Here is a 17656-nt window from a genome sequence, read left to right as displayed (position 1 = left end):
AGCGGTCCGTTCGCGGAGCGTCCACAACGAGCGTCAACATACATCCTAATCTAAAATAAAGGGAGTGTCCCAGCAGCCATTTCATGGCTTTTGGGACACTCCCTTTTTGTGGTATGTATGGATTTACTATCCATTAAATATTTCTGTCTTTGTGATCTGATTATACATTTGGATGTTGTGTGGATTCCCGAATGATCAGATTGGTTGGAAGGAGAATTTCCACAAAAGGCTCCTCAGGATGATCAATACGCCAGGAGAGCTGTTCCACGGCTTTACGTCCAAAGTAAGACAAATCTACATCCATCGTTGTGGTCAAAGGCGTTGTTATTCGTGACAATTGTCCATTATCGAAGCTGACAATGGATACATCTTGGGGGATGCGATACCCAAGCTTGTACACAACGGAATTGATTAAGAATCCAAATCCGTCATTGACACAGAACCAAGCCGTCGGCTGCTTATCCAACTTTTGTACAGAGTTGAATACATCATCCATTTCTTCAATTGCACGATCAATTACCCACATCGGGTTGTATTCAATTCCAGCCTGGTAAAGGGCCAGGCGATAACCTTCCAGGCGCTCGTAATAGCTTGGAGAGAATTGAATATTGCCGATAAAGCCAATATGGGTATGTCCCAATTCAATTAAATGTTGCACCGCTGTATAAGCGGCATAGCGATTATTGGTGAGAATACTGTCGGCCATAAGATCAGGATGATGGTGATCAATTAACACGGTGGGAATCCCTGTATCGGTCACTGCCTGAATATAAGGGTTCGTAATATGGGACAGAATCAAGATTCCTTCTACGGATTGATTCAATAATATAGGAGGCAGGATCAAATTTTCAGAAGCATGCTTATCAATAGATTGAATAACCATACGCTTATTTCGCTTTGCTGCTTCCTTCTCAATGCTCAAATAAATTTCTCCAAAGAAGTTGCGTTTGGAAAATGCGAATTCTGATGCCAAAATGACAAAGGTTCCAACTTCTTCTTCTGTGCTTTTGCGCCCGCGCGAATAGATGTAACCCATCTCATTCGCTGCATCGATAATTAATTCCCTCGTTTCCTCACTGACACCGTCTTTACCTGACAGAGCCTGAGAAACTGAGTTCTTCGATATATTTAATCGATCGGCGATATCTTGCATTGTTACCTTCACTTTCATGCGAAGATACGTCCTTTCTAAAATAAAAGTGCTAAGAATATTCCTCCATACTTTATCTCATAATACTAAAGATTATACTGCAAAGCCACATTACAACACTTAATTATTTTAACATTACAAATTAATTTTGTAAAGTTATTATATAATGTTGGTAATTGTGTATGTAATATAAAATATCGAAAAATAGGTTGACAATTTCGCTTAAAACCATAATAATAGCAATTGTAACGCTTACAAAACATGAATTCGACGATTAAAGTAACGTTACAAAAGTTGATTTGTGGATTACAAAATGTTGTGCGAAAGTGCATCTATACTTTAGGGAGGTTTTATTTTATGAAGAAAAAGCTTGCAGTATTAATTTCACTTACGCTCGTATTCACGATTCTAGCCGGTTGTGGATCGAAGAGTAGTAATTCAGGCACTTCAGCAGATGGAGTAACTACCATTGAGTTCTGGGCAGCACCTAACCCGACTCAACAAGCATATTGGCAAAAAATCGCCAAAGAGTATGAGACTGTTAACCCTAAGGTGAAAATTAACGTAAGTGCGATCAAGGAGTCCCCAACTTCTGAGGCAAGTATCCAAGCTGCAATTGCGGGTGGAAGCGCACCGACGATGACTGAGAACATTAGCCGTGGTTTTGCAGCGCAACTTGCGAACAGTAAAGCACTAGTTCCTTTGGATACGATAGCTGGCTTCAATGATATTGTGACAAAACGTAATATGACCAAAACGATTGAATCTTGGGAATTTGCGGATGGTCATCAATATGTTCTTCCAATCTACTCGAATGCGATGTTGTTCGGATGGAGAACGGATATTTTGAAAGAAGCTGGTGTGAACGAAGTTCCGAGAACATACAGCGAAGTGATTGACGCAACGAAAAAATTAAAAGCAAAATACCCAGATAAATATCTTTGGGCGAAACCTGACTTAGCAGACCCTACATCTTGGAAAAGATGGTTCGACTTCTTTATGTTGTACAATGCAGCTTCAGACGGTAACAAATTCATTGAAGGTAGCGAATTTGTAGGCGACGAAAAAGCCGGTGTAGAGGTTCTTTCTTTCGTGGACAACCTTCGCAAGGAAAAAGGTCTGTTGTCTCAGAATGTAACTGAACCTTTCGAAAATGGCGTGGGCGTATTTACAGATGTGGGTCCTTGGACATTCAACACGTGGGCTGAGAAATATCCAGAACTTCAGTACAAGAAGAACTTTGAAGTAGCATTGCCTCCTGTTCCGGACGGCATGGATCCAGCGAATGCAAAAACATTTGCGGATGCAAAAGGAATTGTTATCTATGCATCGGCAAGCCCAGAACAACAGGCTGCTGCAGTAGAATTCATCAAGTGGGTCTACTCGGATGACAAGAACGATGTTGCCTTTTTCCAAGAAACGAACCTGCCTCCAGCACGTGATGATGTAGGTACGAATGAAGTATTTAAACCTGTATTTGAAAAAACGCCTGTATTGCTAGAGTATGCAAAAGCAATCCCGAATGCTGTTCCATCCATGGACAATCCAAAATTCAACGAATTGCAAACCTTTATAGGTCAAGAGGCCTTTAACAAAATAGTTCGTGGTGAGATTGATCCAAAAACAGGTTGGGACAATATGAAGAAGGCGATTGAAGGGGAACTTCAATAATGATTGACAAAAATAATAATCGGTTAGGCTGGCTTTTTGCCAGCCCTTACCTTATTTTTTCGACTGTATTTTTTTTAGGGCCGCTTATCTGGTCTCTATATTTGTCTTTTACTAACTGGGACTTGATTTCACCAACCTATGATTTTGTAGGATTTAAGAACTTTACCAAAGCTTTAGGCACACCGGGAGTAAGATCGGCATTTTGGGTAACGTACAAATTTATGATCGTATTTGTACCGATTGTCACAGCCATGTCGCTTTTTGTTGCGGTGATTGTAAAAGGCTTACCTAAATTGAAATCTGTATTTCTTATTGGGTTCTTTTTGCCTTACCTATCCTCAGGGGTAGTTGCATCCCTTATTGTTAAAGGTTTTTTGTCACATACAAGTCCTGTCCAGACGTTCTTGCGGGAACGGTTAGGTCTTGATATTGATTGGCTTGGAGGATCTTTCTCGGCATTGTTCGTCGTCGCGATGATTATGGCCTGGAAATTTACCGGTTACTATGCGTTAATCCTTACTTCAGGTTTAGAAAGTATTGATCAGGAAGTATATGAAGCAGCGGCGATTGATGGCGTGAAAGACAGCCAAAAGTTCTGGAAAATTACGTTACCTTTGCTTTACCCTGCGATTTATACAACCTTAATTTTATCCTTTGGTGCAACATTCGGTATCTTTACTGAGGTCTACCAATTAACAGGCGGCGGACCGAACTATGCAACGAATACATGGCAAATGGAAATATACAGTCAAGCATTTAAAAACCTGCAGGCAGGTTATGCATCAGCTATCGCGATTATGGCTGCGGTTGCGACATTTGTGTCCATCTTCGTGATCCGAAAAATTCTGGAAATGTGGGGTAAGCGCAATGGTTGGGTCTAATTCAAACACCAAGCTCCGGCTATCGATCCGCTATCTTATTGCGATCGTACTGCTCGTGATTATGGTATTCCCCTATTTATATATGGTATTGAACTCACTTGCGGATTGGTCACAGGTAGACCGGATGCTTATACCGACGAAATTCACGCTGCGCTCGTATCAATGGCTCTTCACAGGCGGTGAGACCGGGATTACAAGACCATGGATCCACGCCTTCTTTAACAGTGTGTTCGTTTCATTGATATCTACAGCTTTAATGATGATGTTCGCGATTATGGTGGCTTATGCGCTGGCGAAGCTGAAATTCCGCGGGAGAGACTCCATTAACAACTTTGTGTTGTTCCACATGTTCTTCCCGGCGATCATTTTGATCATCCCTAACTTTTTAATTATTCAAAAAGTAGGACTGTTCGATACGTATTGGGCGCTCATTATTCCCAAGGCAATGAGTTTATGGGGAATCTTCATGTACACCAACTTCTTTAAGGCGGTACCCGACGCCTTCATTGAAGCCGCCAAGCTGGATGGAGCATCCGATTTCAAAATCCTATATAAGATTATGATGCCTATGTCGAAGTCCATTACGGCCGTTGTATTCTTATTCCTGCTAATGGAACGTTGGACAGAGCTCCTCTGGGATATGATCGTCGTCCGAAGTGACGGAATGTTAACCTTGAACGTTTTATTATCCCAGATGTTCGGACCGTATCAAGCGTATCCGGGTCCGATGTATGCCGGTGCAGTGATGCTCACCTTGCCAATCATTATCTTGTTTATTATTTTCGGCAAGAAGTTCCAGGAAGGTATGCAATTTAACTTAAAATAGGTCAGCGCAGGAGGGGTTATCGATTGGAAAAGCCGTGGTGGAATGGGGCGGTATTCTATGAAGTGTATATGCCAAGCTTCTGTGACAGCAACGGGGATGGGATTGGTGATTTCAATGGTCTTACTTCCAAGCTAGATTATTTGCAGGATCTTGGAATTGGGGGCATCTGGCTAACACCGTTCTATAAGTCTCCAAAAGTAGATAACGGGTATGATATTGCAGATTATTTCCAGGTTGATCCAGATTGTGGAACGATGGAGGACTTCGAACGGTTTATTCAGGAAGCGAAGACTCGTGGGATCAGAGTGATTGCCGATCTTGTCCTGAATCATACGTCTTCAGAGCATGAGTGGTTCAAGGAATCCCGATCCTCAAGGACGAACCCGAAGCGGGATTGGTACATTTGGAAGGACGCTGTGAACGGCGGAGCTCCAAACAACTGGGAGTCTTTTTTTGGCGGAACCGCGTGGGAATGGGATGCTGCAACGGAACAGTATTACTATCATGGGTTTGCGAAAGAACAGGTCGATTTGAACTGGGCGAATCCCGAAGTAAAAGAAGCGATGAAGGATGTTATGGCCTATTGGTTGGGCAAAGGCGTAAGCGGCTTCCGGTTAGATGTTATCAACTTCTTATCAGTGTCCGATCAATTCCCGGATAATCCGATGAATGAAGCAACAGGTGAACAGAAGCATGTGCATGACCAGGATCAAGATGGAATTATGGAAGTCATCCAGGAAATCAGTGAATTTGTTCATGCTTATAGTGGAATGTTCATGGTGGGTGAGGTCGGCTCCGAAGATATGGACATGCTGAAGCGTTATAGCGGAACGGGTAAGTTTGATGTTGTCTTTAATTTCAATTTGGGAAGCCAGAAGGAATTTAGCCCAGAGAACCTATTTGCCGAGCTTAAGACGATGGATAAGGTACACGGTGCGGATCAGATTCCTACGTTATTCTTCGGCAGTCATGATATGGACCGCGTTATTTCGCGCTTTAGTGAAGGGGATCCGGAGATTGAGGAAGAACGGGCCCGCCTTATGGCGACGCTGGCCTTGACCGCGAAAGGGGTACCTTTCCTATATTTCGGCGAAGAAATTGGTATGCGGAATTTCGTAGCCCATAAGCTGGAAGAGATGCGGGATATCCAAGGTTTGAAGGCATATGAAATCGCACTGCAGCGGGGGGCTACCTGGGCGGAAGCCTTGAAAATTGCGAATGCGAAGGGAAGAGATGCGTCCCGTTCACCAATGCAATGGAATGCAGGCCCATATGGCGGATTTACATCAGGAACACCATGGATTGGCATGGGTCCGAATTACGAGCAATTAAACGTGGAGTCCGAAAGGAATCAACCGAATTCACTGCTTCATTATTATAAAAAGCTTCTCAATTTGCGCAATACACTGAACGTATTTCAGTTCGGGGATTATGATGTGCTGGAACGCAGAGGCAATCTTATATTATACGTAAGGACATTGAAAGAAAATAATACCAAAGCGCTCGTGGCCTTGAACTATGACAACCATAGCGTACAGATTGATCCTAGTGAATTACTGGATGGGGAAGCAACTTGTGTTTTATCAAGCCTCCGAGATAAAGTGAACGGCTTAGATCTGGTAACTCTGATGCCGAATGAAGCCGCAATATGGATGCATGAGCCGCTATTATTTAAATAGAGAGGGTTATTATTATTATGAAACTTCACAAGACTGCCGTGAAAACATGTGAACAACTGCTCAAGGAATTTGCGATGAAAAACGCTGCAGTAACAGATACCAAGAAATTAAAATTCACAGGTGTAGGCCACAAAGATGTCTACAACATTACAGCACCCTTCGAAAATGAGGATGAATGGGTGATTGCAGGGCGAGTTGAATCTCGTGATAGTGAGCATTCGGATGTCGTTTTTTTCGTCGAGCGTGATGGTGAATGGGTTGCGCGTGAAGGAGCACCTGTATTAGAACTTCAAGATCCGCTCTTTAGCAGAATCAATGGTGAGTTGATTGTTGGAGGCGTTCAAATTTATCCGCATCCGGTAAAGGCTGATGCCTTAATGTGGCGTACAGTATTCTACCGCGGGAAGAACATTGCGAGCTTGGAGTTATTCTTTAAAGGTCCAGATGGCATGAAGGATCTACGTCTTGTTGACCTGAAGGATAGTATCGGCGTCCTGACCCGCCCACAGGGAGATAAAGGAGGACGCGGTAAAATCGGCTTTACCCGCATTTCGTCGTTGGACGAGTTATCCATTCCATTGATCGAGGAAACACCGCTATTGGAAGGGCAGTTCATTGATGAAGAGTGGGGCGGTGCGAATGAAGCACACTTGCTGAAGAACGGACTTCTCGGTGTCCTTGGACATATCGCATCTTTTGATGATGCGGGCAATCGTCACTATTACCCGATGGTATTCGCTATTAATCCGGCAACAGGTGAATACTCGGATATTCAAATTATTGCTGTACGCAATCAGTTCTTGCCGGGTGCAACCAAACGGCCAGATTTAGAGGATGTCGTATTCAGCGGAGGGCTTGTTCGCCAAAGTGACGGTACAGCTCATTTATATGCAGGAATCAGCGATGCGGAAGCACAACGTGCGACAATCCCTGATCCATTTGCTCAATTTGAAATTTTGTAAGCATGAAATCAATTTGGTTAAGGGAGTTATTACAACATGAAAATCTATCGTTATGAACAAAATCCACTTATTACACCAGCCGATGTCAAGCCGTATCACGATGACTTTGAAGTGATTGGTGCATTTAATGCTGGTATCGCCAGCTATAATGGTGAAGTATTAATGTTTCTTCGTGTAGCGGAACGTCCAATTAGCAAGGATCCAAAGATTGTGAAAGCTCCGATTTATAATCCGGAGACCAATGAATTGGATATTATTGATCTGAGTACGGATGATGAGCGTTTCGACTTCTCTGATCCGCGTGTGATCAAGAATAAATCCAAAAGTGCTACATTCCAGTATTTGACTTCATTGTCCTACATCCGAATTGCCCGCAGTAAGGATGGACATCATTTTACGATAGATGAGAAACCATTCGTGTACCCTTCCAATTCACTGGAAACCTTCGGAGTGGAAGATCCCCGTGTAACCCAAATTGGGGATACCTACTATATTTATTTCTCGGCAGTCTCCCCGGTGGGCGTTGGTGAATCACTGGTATCAACTAAAGATTTCGTGAGTGTAACTCATCACGGCATGATCTTTGGACCGGATAATAAAGACGTATTGATTTTCCCAGAGAAAATTAACGGAAAATATTATGCATTGCACCGTCCAACGACGAAGAGCACAGGAGATCCTGAAATATGGATCGCTGAATCGGACAACTTATTATATTGGGGCAACCATAAGCATCTGATCGGTTTGCGTGACGGCATGTGGGATAGCGGCCGAATTGGCGGCGGTGTAGTTCCATTCAAGACCGAAAAAGGCTGGCTGGAGCTGTATCATGGGGCAACGCTGGAACATCGTTATTGCATGGGGGCAGTCCTATTAGATCTAAATGATCCTTCGAAGGTAATTGCACGTTCCGATGCTCCTATCATGGAACCGGAAGCAGATTATGAGAAGAACGGATTCTTCGGCGATGTTGTATTCTCTTGCGGTGCACTCGTGGAAGGCGATGTTCTCAAAATGTATTACGGTGTCGCGGATACATCAATGGCTTGTGCAGAACTTAGTGTACAAGAAATCTTAGATAGCTTGGTATACGTATAACAATAAAACGTCAAAACCGAAGTGGTTTTGGCGTTTTAATTTGGGAGAGACGATGAAGAGAATGAACATCAAATTAACTGAGAATTGGAAGCTACGTGATTTTCGTGTTGGGGAAGCCCGGGATCTTGAAGTTGCTTCACCAGAGTTCATTGATTATTTCTGGATGACAACCACAGTGCCTGGTGATATCCACACGACGCTTCGGGAGAAGGGTATTATTGATGATCCTTTCTTTGGCCACCAAGATCAGAAATGCCGTTGGGTTGAAGAAAAGGTGTGGTGGTATCGTACGGTATTCTCCTACGATGATGACCCTGAACCTGGTGAGAAGATGGAGATATTGTTCGAAGGGTTAGATACCTATGCGACCGTGTATCTCAACGGTATGGAACTTGGATCAACAGATAATATGTTCATCAGCCATTCTTTTGATGTAACCCGTGAATTAAATAAGGGGAAAAATACGCTTGCCGTAAAATTTGATCCTGTTCATGTGCATGCAGGCGATAAAATCCAATATTATTGGTCGGGCTTTAGCAAGAAACGGATATGGACACGCAAAGCGCAGAGCCATTTTGGCTGGGACTGGGGTCCACGTCTTGTCTGTGCAGGCATATGGAAAGAGGTTCATTTGATCAAACGGCGTCATGCACATTTAGATCATGTGTTTGCTCGAACAACCTCGATCCAGAATCAAGTAGGTATCGTTGATGTGGACTTATGCGCACATGCCTTTGATCGCGGGTGTTCGTATTCGGCGCGTGTAGAACTTTTAGAGGGTACAAAGAGTGTTGCGGAAGAAGATGTCTCTTTGGACAGGGTTTCAGGTATTGCGGTTGATGGGGCTATTACAGCTCGCACGCTTCATCATTCAGTTACCTTGCAGGTGATGGACCCGAAGTTATGGTGGACCCATGATTTAGGAACGCCTTTCTTATATCAATTACGTGTTACGTTATTTGCCGATGGGGAGCAAATAGATACCTATGAGCAGCCATTTGGGATACGCAAGATCGAATTAATGCAGCGTGATGAAGAGGGGCATCATGCTTTCACGTTTGTATTGAATGACGTAAAAGTTTTTGCCAAAGGTGCTAATTGGATTCCGATCGATAGTTTTATTGCGACCGTGCCGGATAGCCGCTATACGCATCTCCTTCAAATGGCCAAGGATGCCAATATGAATATGATTCGTGCTTGGGGCGGAGGTATTTATGAGCGGGATATTTTCTTTGATGAATGTGATCGGTTAGGAATTTTAGTCTGGCAGGACTTTATGTTCGCTTGTGCATTGTATCCAGATTATAATCGTAATTTCATGAATAATGTTCACCGTGAAATTGAGCAGGTCGTAAAACGTCTCCGCAGTCGTACTTGTCTTGCCCTATGGTGTGGGAATAATGAGAATGATTGGTTGTATGAGGCGCTGTCCTCTAACGGCGAGATCACACATCCCTTTTATGGAGAAAAAATATATCATGAGCTCATGCCCGCGGTATTGGAGCAACTCGATCCAACGCGAACATTTTGGCCTAGCTCGCCTTTTGGCGGAAATGATCACAATTCACGTGATGTGGGCGATACCCATAACTGGCAAGTCTGGCATGGAAATAATGAGCCTCGTCAGTTTGGTGAACCGCAGACACAGGATTATAGTGTTGAAGGGATATCGTTCAAACGATTCAAGTCAGACTTTACGAAATTCGCCAGTGAATTCGGGCTGCATGCTGCTTCCAATCGTTATACCTTAGCGAAGAACATGCCGGACAATCAGTTCTATTGGGATAGCGATGAAATGAAGTACCGTAATAAAGATGTCCATTATCCAAAGGGCATTATGCTCATGGAAGGTTATACAGGAATTCCGAAGGATATCAATGAATATATTCAATTCTCGATGCTGACCCAGGCAGAGGGGTTAAGGTATGGCATTGAGCACTACCGCCGTAATAAGCCGGATACGAGCGGGGCTTTGTTCTGGCAGTTCAATGATTGCTGGCCGGGAACAAGCTGGTCTGTCATCGACTATTATGGCTTGCCAAAGGCGAGCTATCACTATGCACGTAAATTCTTTGCACCAGTACTCTTATGTGTGGATCATGATCCGGATGGGCCGCTGCAGTTATGGGCTGTCAATGATCGACGCGAGTCTTATCAGGATGAGGCGGAATTAACGATCTACCGGATGGACGGTACAATTGTATATCAGCGTGCATTCGATGTGATCGTTGAAGCGAACAGTAAAGTTAATTTTGCCAAATTACCTGAGGCTGAGATACTGAAACAGCATAGCCCGCGCGAGGTTGTGGCTGTACTTCGTTCGAAGAAGCGGGTGACAGAAGATTATGTACTCTATTTAAGAGACTATAAGGATATGGATTATCAACCTGCACATATTCAGATCTCTGTGGATGAAGTGAAAGGACAGATCCGCTTGATCTCGGATCGTGTGGCACGGATGGTGATGATCGAACTGGATGCTCCTTGGGTGATCATGGATGATAATTTCTTTGATCTGATCCCGGGTGAGGAGAAAACTGTTCGTGTGCATGTTGATGCCGAGGGATTGCCATGGGAGACCTTACGTGTAACGGCGATGAATGATGCGAATTTACAGAAGCTTGGAATTAAGGAGATGAGCTAAGATGAAGGCGGCTGTATTTCAAGGAACTAAGCGCATTGAATTTACGGACTGGGAAGCTCCGGCTGTTGGCTCCAAAGAAGTTAAACTTCGTGTGAAATCCTGCGGGATTTGCGGTACAGATCAGCATATTTATCATGGATTCCCTGGGTCTGCGGAGGTGACAGCTCCGATTGTGTTAGGACATGAACTCGCAGGTGAAGTAGTTGCTGTGGGTGATGAAGTTACGACCTTACAAGTAGGGGACCGTGTATCGGTGGACCCGAACATCTATTGTGGAAACTGTTATTTCTGCCGGAATGGAAAAGTGCATTTGTGCGATGATTTGCAAGCTGTCGGAGTGACTCGGGATGGCGGAATGGGAGAATATTGTGTTGTTCCTGTTGCGAACTGTTACTTGTTACCTGATGAAATGAGCTGGATCGAAGGGGCAATGATTGAACCATTAGGTTGTGTGCTTCACGGTTATAAGAAGCTGGATATTCGTCCGACACACCAAGTCCTGATTATCGGCGGTGGTTTTATTGGTCAATTGTTCTTGCAGCTCGTCAAAACTGCGGGTGTTAAAGGGATCATTGTCAGCGAGCCGGAAGTGTTCAAACATGACCGATTAGTTGAATTAGGTGCAGATGAAGCAGTATCTCCTACAGCAGAAGGCGTGATGGAAGCTCTCCATCATCAATTTGATATTGTTATCGAATGTGTAGGACGTGCGGATTCCATGGAGCTGGCAGTAAAGGCGTCACGTAAGGGTGGACAAGTATTGATGTTCGGTGTTGCTTCCCCGGACACGTTGATTCAAGTTTCACCTTTCGAAATTTTTACAAAAGAGTTGCGAATCATGGGCTCTTTCATTAATCCATATACCCATGAGGAATCTATCGCGCTAATTGAGAAAGGGATCGTTCAGATTGAGCCGTTGATTAGCCATCGGTTTTCGTTGAAAGATATTCCGGCAATCATGGAAGAGTATACGAAACTGCGTGTTTCTAAAGGGGTTATTGTGCACGAGAGGTAGTACTAAATCATAGTAAGCGTACAAGAAGCGATGACTATTGGCTATTCCGCCATAGGTCATCGTTTTTTTAGGTGAGCTAGAACTGGCTACGATGAGATCATCTTTAGAGAAAATTGAAGAAGTTAATATTCAGTTAAGAATCCCTTCACGATCCGTTTGCGATTCAGAGTTAGAGAAGGCCAAGTGAAAAAGGAGCTTTCTTATGAACACAGATCCGCAGAGCTAGCATCAACAACGGGAAGTCGAATTCCTCTGTTCACGGTGATGACGGATAATGTTGTTCATGGCCGGTGGCTTCACCCACAAACCACGAAATATTTTATCGCTACGGAAAGCGTGAAAGCAGCGCTGATGTCGGCAGGGATCGCTGAAGAGAAGCTTGTGGTTAGCGGGATTCCGATTCGAGAAGCTATCAAGAAACAGGGACAGAGACAAAGGAAACAGTTTGGCTTAGTAGCCAAAAAGAGACAGTCGTGGATGCATTGATCGGAAATTTGAAGAATGAGATTACGTCAACTACCGATAAAGAGGGTTCCAAGCATATTTCGCTGCAGCTTGACAACGCGCAAATTCCAGCAGTAGTGCAAGCACTAGCTCCAGTTCTGTTCAAGAATCTTTCGGAAGAGAAGGATCATGAATACAGCAAGGAGACCGCTGTGAATTCGAAAGATCCAGAGGATCTTGTTCAGCATAATCTATTTGATTTCAAAGCAAGTGCTCTGACGAACGGTGCCACCGACTCATGAATATCAAAGCCAATGCAATTACCGTCAGGATAATCCCAAGTACTTGAAATCCCTCGAAGCTGAACTTACCTCCCATTACAATCCCTATTAACAATGAAGAGAGAATGGTTCCCAGATATCTTGATGTATTAAATAATCCGGAAGCTACACCAATGATTTCTTTTGGCGAACTTTGGAACAAAGCTGCTTGCATACCTACATTGTTTAACCCGTTGCTAACCCCGAATGCAGCCAAAGCCAAACACACGCTGATAACCGGTGAAGTTTGATTCAATGTCACGAGCCACACCGACCCCAATGTCATCAGAATTGCAGACACTAGCAATGCTGGTCTTGGTCCTGATTTATCGATCCATCGTCCTGCTATTGGAGAAGTAACTAACGAGCAGAGGCCTAAGGTTAGCATAAGTATCCCTGTTTGGAACTCGCTGACATGGCGTACCATTTGCAAGTAGGACGGAATACCGAAAAAAAGTGAGTAATAAAGTACGTTAACGAGCATGAATTCTACATTAACCCAAGTCATCGTAGGATATTTGGCGAATGTGCGTAAAGGAATAAAGGGTGCCGCCGCTTTTAACTCATGTCGTACGAATACCCCCAGCAGAGCGAGGCCGATCAGCGAAACAATGACATTTCCTAATGAGATATGCCCAGATGATTTTGCTGAGAGTAATCCAACGAGCAGGGCAACCAGACCTACTGTGAAAAGCAGGATTCCAAGGGCATCAATCAAATCAAACCATTTACGAAGGGACATGTCCGGTGCAACGGATGTTGAGGGTTCTTCCTTAGGAATATTCCTCCAAGATAATAGAAAGCTCACTACCACGAATGGAATATTGACGAAAAAGATAGCAGGCCAGCCCCACCAGTGTATGATGACCCCGCCAATAAAGGGTCCAATTGCTGCCGCTCCGGATAGGAATATAGACAAAACAGACAACGCTGTCGCTTGTTTTTCTGTAATATGAATTCGTACAATGGCCATTCCAACGGCAACCATCATGCTTGTTCCAATGGCCTGCACAATGCGGAACACGATGAGCCACGCGAAGTTTGGTGCTAATGAAGCTAATAATGAAGCGATGAAGGCTACAACAAGCCCGGTAAGAAATATCTTCCTACGACCAAATAAATCGCTGGCCTTTCCCATGACAGGTTGAGCGATGCTACTTGCAATATAGAAAGAAAAAATAATCCAGGAAACACCTGTAAAGTCTAGTTGGAACACATTTTGCAGACTTGGAATGGCAACAGAAACCATCGAAGAATTTAAAGGGTTCAATAGTATCCCTAGACCCACTGAAATCATTAACCACCTGCTACGAACACTCATTTTTGCTCCCCCTAAAGCGTATTAATGTCATCTTACTTTAATTTAATTATTCATTCCAACGCATTTTATGCTATATTCTCATTGACTTGAAGGAATGAATGGAGGATGCAAAGTGGAACTTCTTCAGCTGCAATATTTTCTCGCGGTAGCTCGTTTGGAACATGTGACCGAAGCTGCACGAAATCTACACGTTACTCAATCGTCACTAAGCAAAACAATTCAGCGTTTGGAGGAGGATCTAGGGGTCCCTTTATTCGATCGAGTAGGGAGGAACCTGCGATTGAATGAGTTCGGAAGCAGATTCCTTCGCCGTGCAGAAAGAGCTTTGTTTGAATTGGAGCAGGGGAAGCAGGAGCTTAGCGATTTATCCGACCCGGAACATAGCACACTCGAATTAGCAGTGACCACCGCTAGCACATTACCAAACATCCTTCGCGAATTTCGGAAAAAGCGACCCGATATTCAATTTCATGTGCAAATGCTGACCACGCAGGAAATGGTTACACTTCTGGATAGAGGAGAGGTGGATTTTTGCTTGTCCTCACCACCTATAAAAGGGGATGATATCGAATGCCAAATCATGTTGATCGACCCAATCCTTGTAGCTGTTCCAAAGGGTCATCAGTTGGCAGATCGAAGTAGCGTATCCTTGACGGAGCTGAGGGATGAATGGTTTGTCGGTGTAAAGAGAGGCTACGGTACTCGCGATTTAATTGACTCTGTATGCAAATCAGTTGGATTTGTACCTAAATATGTATATGAGGGAGATGAGCCCGCAAGGCTTAGCACTCTTGTGGAAGCCGAAATTGGCCTAGCCTTCATTCCAAGTACGGCAAGAAATTCACGGGAAGATATTAAGTATCTCCAAATAGAGAATCACGAATTGGTACGGGAGATAGCCTTATTATGGCACAGGAGTCGGTACATTTCGCGGGCTGCTCTGGAATTCCGTGAGGTAGTTGTAGAATATTTCGGATCGATATCAAATCAATTTGGGGTGAAGTTATGAATAGCTGGGAAAAAGCTTTGTCAAAGGTATGTGAACTTTATTTTTCATCTAAAATGAATTCAAATTTAGAATGGATCTTGGTTGGCTCGGTTGGTTCGGTTTTACAGGGCTGCGAAATGACTCCAGGTGACGTTGATATTTATACAAAGAATAAAGAGGGGATTGAACAATTTGCAGAACTACTTAAGGAATTTTCCCTTTTGGATAAATGTGAATTCCCTCATGGGGACAATTGGTTATCTTCTTTAGAAGAACCTACATTCACTCAAACCTTTTCTTCGGGATTTACATGGACAAAGGGGAGTTGGATCATCGATGATTTTAAAGTGGAAGTCGTTCATATATCCAATTCAGCGGGAATTCCTGATTCTATGGATGGTGATGGGATATGGGAAGGCGGACAATATATTTGGAATCATTATAAGAATGTGAAGATCGGACGGGACACTATTCTTACGGTACCTCTAGAAATTCAGTTGGAATCTAATTTAAGACGAAAACGGTCAGACAGGATACAAGCAATTATCGCTACATTACAAAAATATGGCTACAATAAAGAGCTTATCGAAAAAGCTCTATCAAAGGAACACTTACCTTATTTTTATTCTCAAATGAATTAAGCTGTGACCAATAATTCCTTGAGACCTTTATTCAAATGAACAGGAATATTTCTGCCTTGAAGGATATAATCTGCAGTATCCATAGCTCGCTCGCTTGTACTGCTGTATGCCGCTATTTCGTAAGAAATTCAATGTCACACCTACAGAGTATCGACAGGAACATCGAAGTGAAGTACGAACCGTCGGTTCATGATAGGACTTCTCCCATGAGTCTTTGCTGAAGAGACAAGGGTTCTATTGTGGGTGGTATGATAGTCAATTTAGTGGGTAAGGGTTAAAGGGAGGGGGCAGTCTTGCTGCCCCCTCCCTTTAATTTGGTGCACACCTGTCTTATGCAGACAGGTGTGCACCAGTTCTACTTCTTAATGTGAAAGTGCCTTGCCCTTTTCCAAATAGCTGGTGTCGCCGACTTTTCCTACCGTAAACTTACCGTTCTCCCATTCCACGATCGTCACGCTGGAATTCGGCAAACCACCTTTGCTCATATCCCAAGCTTTAGGGTCAAGCCCCATGACCAAATCCAAAATGGTGATGCCGTGGGAAACGACAATGATATTCTTTTTCGACCCTTGGTTATCGGCAACGATCTGGTCTACTGCCGCTTTCGTCCGGGCAAAAACCTGAGCTATGTTTTCTCCGTTCACCGAGGTGTAATCGAGTTTCTGGAACGAAGCAACGTTTTTATCCTTCAAAATATCTGCTTGATAAGCGCCTTCCAAGTCACCGAAGTTCATTTCTCTCAAGCGCTTATCCGTTCTCAGAATCATGTTTCGGCCTTCCAAAATGGTATCGGCCGTACCTACCGCACGTCCGCTCGAGCTGCTGTATGCTGCGCTGAACGGAATGTCATGCAAGCCTCGTGCCAGGTCCTCGGCAACCTTGATGCCTTCTTCCGTGAGCGGAGCATCCGAGAAGCCCTGCATCCGTTTTTGCACGTTAAACAGCGTTTCGCCGTGACGAACGAAGTAGAACGTGAGCTTGTTTTGGCCGTTTTCCGCATAGCTCTGATCGCCGACTTTTTGCACCGTATATTTGCCGTCTTTCCACTGAATCTTCGTTACGCTCGAATTCGGCAAGCCGCCCTTGCTCATATCCCAGGCTTTCGGGTCGAGACCCATGACCAAATCGAGAATGGTGATGCCATGCGAAACGACAAGCACATTCCCGCCTTTTGTTTTGTTTGCTTCAACAATTTGATCCAGCGATGCTTTAGCCCGCTCGAACACGCCTTGCATATTCTCGCCGTTCACCGAGGTGTAATCGAGTTTCTGGAACGAAGCAACGTTTTTATGCTTCATAATATCTGCTTGATAAGCGCCTTCCAAGTCACCGAAATTGATTTCTCTCAAACGCTTGTCTTTGATCAGCTTGAGATTGCGGCCTTCCAGAACGATATCGGCCGTGTCGCTTGCCCGTTCGCTCGTACTGCTGTACGCGGCAACGAACGGAATGTTCTTCAAGCCTCTGCCCAGGTTCTCGGCTACTTCAATTCCTTTCTCTGTTAGAGGAGAGTCGGAGAACCCTTGCATACGTTCTTGTACATTGAATATCGTTTCTCCATGTCGTACCAGATAGAAAGTAATCCCTTGATCTTCCTTTTTAGCTGTATTATCTGCACTTGCACCAACACTGCCTACACTAAATGAACTGAGAACGAAGAAAGCCATCATGACAGTAAATAACTTAGATAAACTCTTGTGCATATACATATCCCCTTTACTATATAGTTTGTAAGCGTTAACATTGTAATTATATCGAGGGGATCAAATTCAAAATATCCATTTTTTAAGCAAAATTAAGGCTTATTTTCTCGTGTTTCGTTTGAACGTGAGATGTACTTATATATCCAAATTAAAAAAAAGCTATTATATAAAAATGAATTTGCAGAGTATTAATACTATTTAGCGTTTTTTTGTGGCTTGGATTATTTATGCATATAATATAACTTGAGTATTGCGAAAATATTGCCGTGGACAAAAGCAGTATAAGGGCACGTATTTAGAAGTTTTGTCGAAT

The 17656-nt window shown here is 43.7% G+C and carries 15 protein-coding genes; 12 read left to right on the top strand and 3 right to left on the bottom strand.

What is annotated here, in order from left to right:
- Window positions 1–160 precede the first annotated feature (160 nt).
- The gene (locus MHH52_RS21470) at window positions 161–1171 is read right to left on the bottom strand and encodes a LacI family DNA-binding transcriptional regulator (RefSeq protein WP_340004362.1); all 1011 of its coding nucleotides are present in this window, start codon (window positions 1169–1171) and stop codon (window positions 161–163) included.
- A gap of 336 nt (window positions 1172–1507) precedes the next feature.
- Between MHH52_RS21470 and MHH52_RS21465 the strand changes: the two genes are divergently transcribed.
- From MHH52_RS21465 to MHH52_RS21420, 10 genes are all read left to right on the top strand, one after another.
- Window positions 1508–2821 (top strand): ABC transporter substrate-binding protein, encoded by a 1314-nt coding sequence (locus tag MHH52_RS21465; protein WP_340004361.1) that lies wholly within the window; start codon window positions 1508–1510, stop codon window positions 2819–2821.
- Between the two features lie 2 nt (window positions 2822–2823).
- The gene (locus tag MHH52_RS21460; protein ID WP_340009763.1) at window positions 2824–3702 is read left to right on the top strand and encodes a sugar ABC transporter permease; all 879 of its coding nucleotides are present in this window, start codon (window positions 2824–2826) and stop codon (window positions 3700–3702) included.
- Complete coding sequence (locus MHH52_RS21455; protein ID WP_340004360.1) at window positions 3689–4528, top strand: carbohydrate ABC transporter permease; 840 nt, start codon at window positions 3689–3691, stop codon at window positions 4526–4528. Before MHH52_RS21460 ends, MHH52_RS21455 begins: the two co-directional genes overlap by 14 nt.
- 23 nt (window positions 4529–4551) lie before the next feature.
- Window positions 4552–6207 carry an alpha-glucosidase gene (locus tag MHH52_RS21450; protein ID WP_340004359.1) on the top strand — a complete coding sequence of 552 codons (1656 nt, stop codon included), beginning with the start codon at window positions 4552–4554 and terminating at the stop codon, window positions 6205–6207.
- Between the two features lie 17 nt (window positions 6208–6224).
- A complete protein-coding gene (locus MHH52_RS21445) occupies window positions 6225–7169 on the top strand; it encodes a DUF1861 family protein (protein ID WP_340004358.1) in 945 nt (314 codons plus the stop codon).
- Between the two features lie 36 nt (window positions 7170–7205).
- Window positions 7206–8267, top strand: a complete 1062-nt coding sequence (locus MHH52_RS21440; protein ID WP_340004357.1) for a glycoside hydrolase family 130 protein — start codon at window positions 7206–7208, stop codon at window positions 8265–8267.
- 67 nt (window positions 8268–8334) lie between these two features.
- Window positions 8335–10911 carry a glycoside hydrolase family 2 protein gene (locus MHH52_RS21435; RefSeq protein ID WP_340009762.1) on the top strand — a complete coding sequence of 859 codons (2577 nt, stop codon included), beginning with the start codon at window positions 8335–8337 and terminating at the stop codon, window positions 10909–10911.
- A 1-nt stretch (window position 10912) separates the two neighbouring features.
- A complete protein-coding gene (locus MHH52_RS21430) occupies window positions 10913–11926 on the top strand; it encodes a zinc-dependent alcohol dehydrogenase family protein (protein ID WP_340004356.1) in 1014 nt (337 codons plus the stop codon).
- 183 nt (window positions 11927–12109) lie between these two features.
- Window positions 12110–12412, top strand: coding sequence for a hypothetical protein (locus tag MHH52_RS21425; protein WP_340004355.1), 303 nt, complete (start codon window positions 12110–12112; stop codon window positions 12410–12412).
- Window positions 12400–12672, top strand: a complete 273-nt coding sequence (locus MHH52_RS21420) for a hypothetical protein (protein ID WP_340004354.1) — start codon at window positions 12400–12402, stop codon at window positions 12670–12672. Before MHH52_RS21425 ends, MHH52_RS21420 begins: the two co-directional genes overlap by 13 nt.
- Here the strand turns inward: MHH52_RS21420 and MHH52_RS21415 are convergent.
- Window positions 12632–14011, bottom strand: coding sequence for an MFS transporter (locus MHH52_RS21415; RefSeq protein WP_340004353.1), 1380 nt, complete (start codon window positions 14009–14011; stop codon window positions 12632–12634). The genes MHH52_RS21420 and MHH52_RS21415 overlap by 41 nt on opposite strands.
- Before the next feature lie 112 nt (window positions 14012–14123).
- Between MHH52_RS21415 and MHH52_RS21410 the strand changes: the two genes are divergently transcribed.
- Window positions 14124–15020 carry a LysR family transcriptional regulator gene (locus MHH52_RS21410; protein ID WP_340004352.1) on the top strand — a complete coding sequence of 299 codons (897 nt, stop codon included), beginning with the start codon at window positions 14124–14126 and terminating at the stop codon, window positions 15018–15020.
- Window positions 15017–15640 carry a hypothetical protein gene (locus tag MHH52_RS21405; protein WP_340004351.1) on the top strand — a complete coding sequence of 208 codons (624 nt, stop codon included), beginning with the start codon at window positions 15017–15019 and terminating at the stop codon, window positions 15638–15640. Before MHH52_RS21410 ends, MHH52_RS21405 begins: the two co-directional genes overlap by 4 nt.
- A gap of 362 nt (window positions 15641–16002) precedes the next feature.
- Here the strand turns inward: MHH52_RS21405 and MHH52_RS21400 are convergent, their stop codons facing one another.
- Window positions 16003–17343: a histidine phosphatase family protein gene (locus MHH52_RS21400; protein ID WP_340004350.1), complete on the bottom strand. Its 1341-nt coding sequence runs from the start codon at window positions 17341–17343 to the stop codon at window positions 16003–16005.
- Window positions 17344–17656 lie beyond the last annotated feature (313 nt).

It is taken from the genome of Paenibacillus sp. FSL K6-0276, assembly GCF_037977235.1.
Classification (GTDB): Bacteria; Bacillota; Bacilli; order Paenibacillales; family Paenibacillaceae; genus Paenibacillus_AQ.
This window is presented reverse-complemented; position numbering and strand designations above follow the sequence as displayed.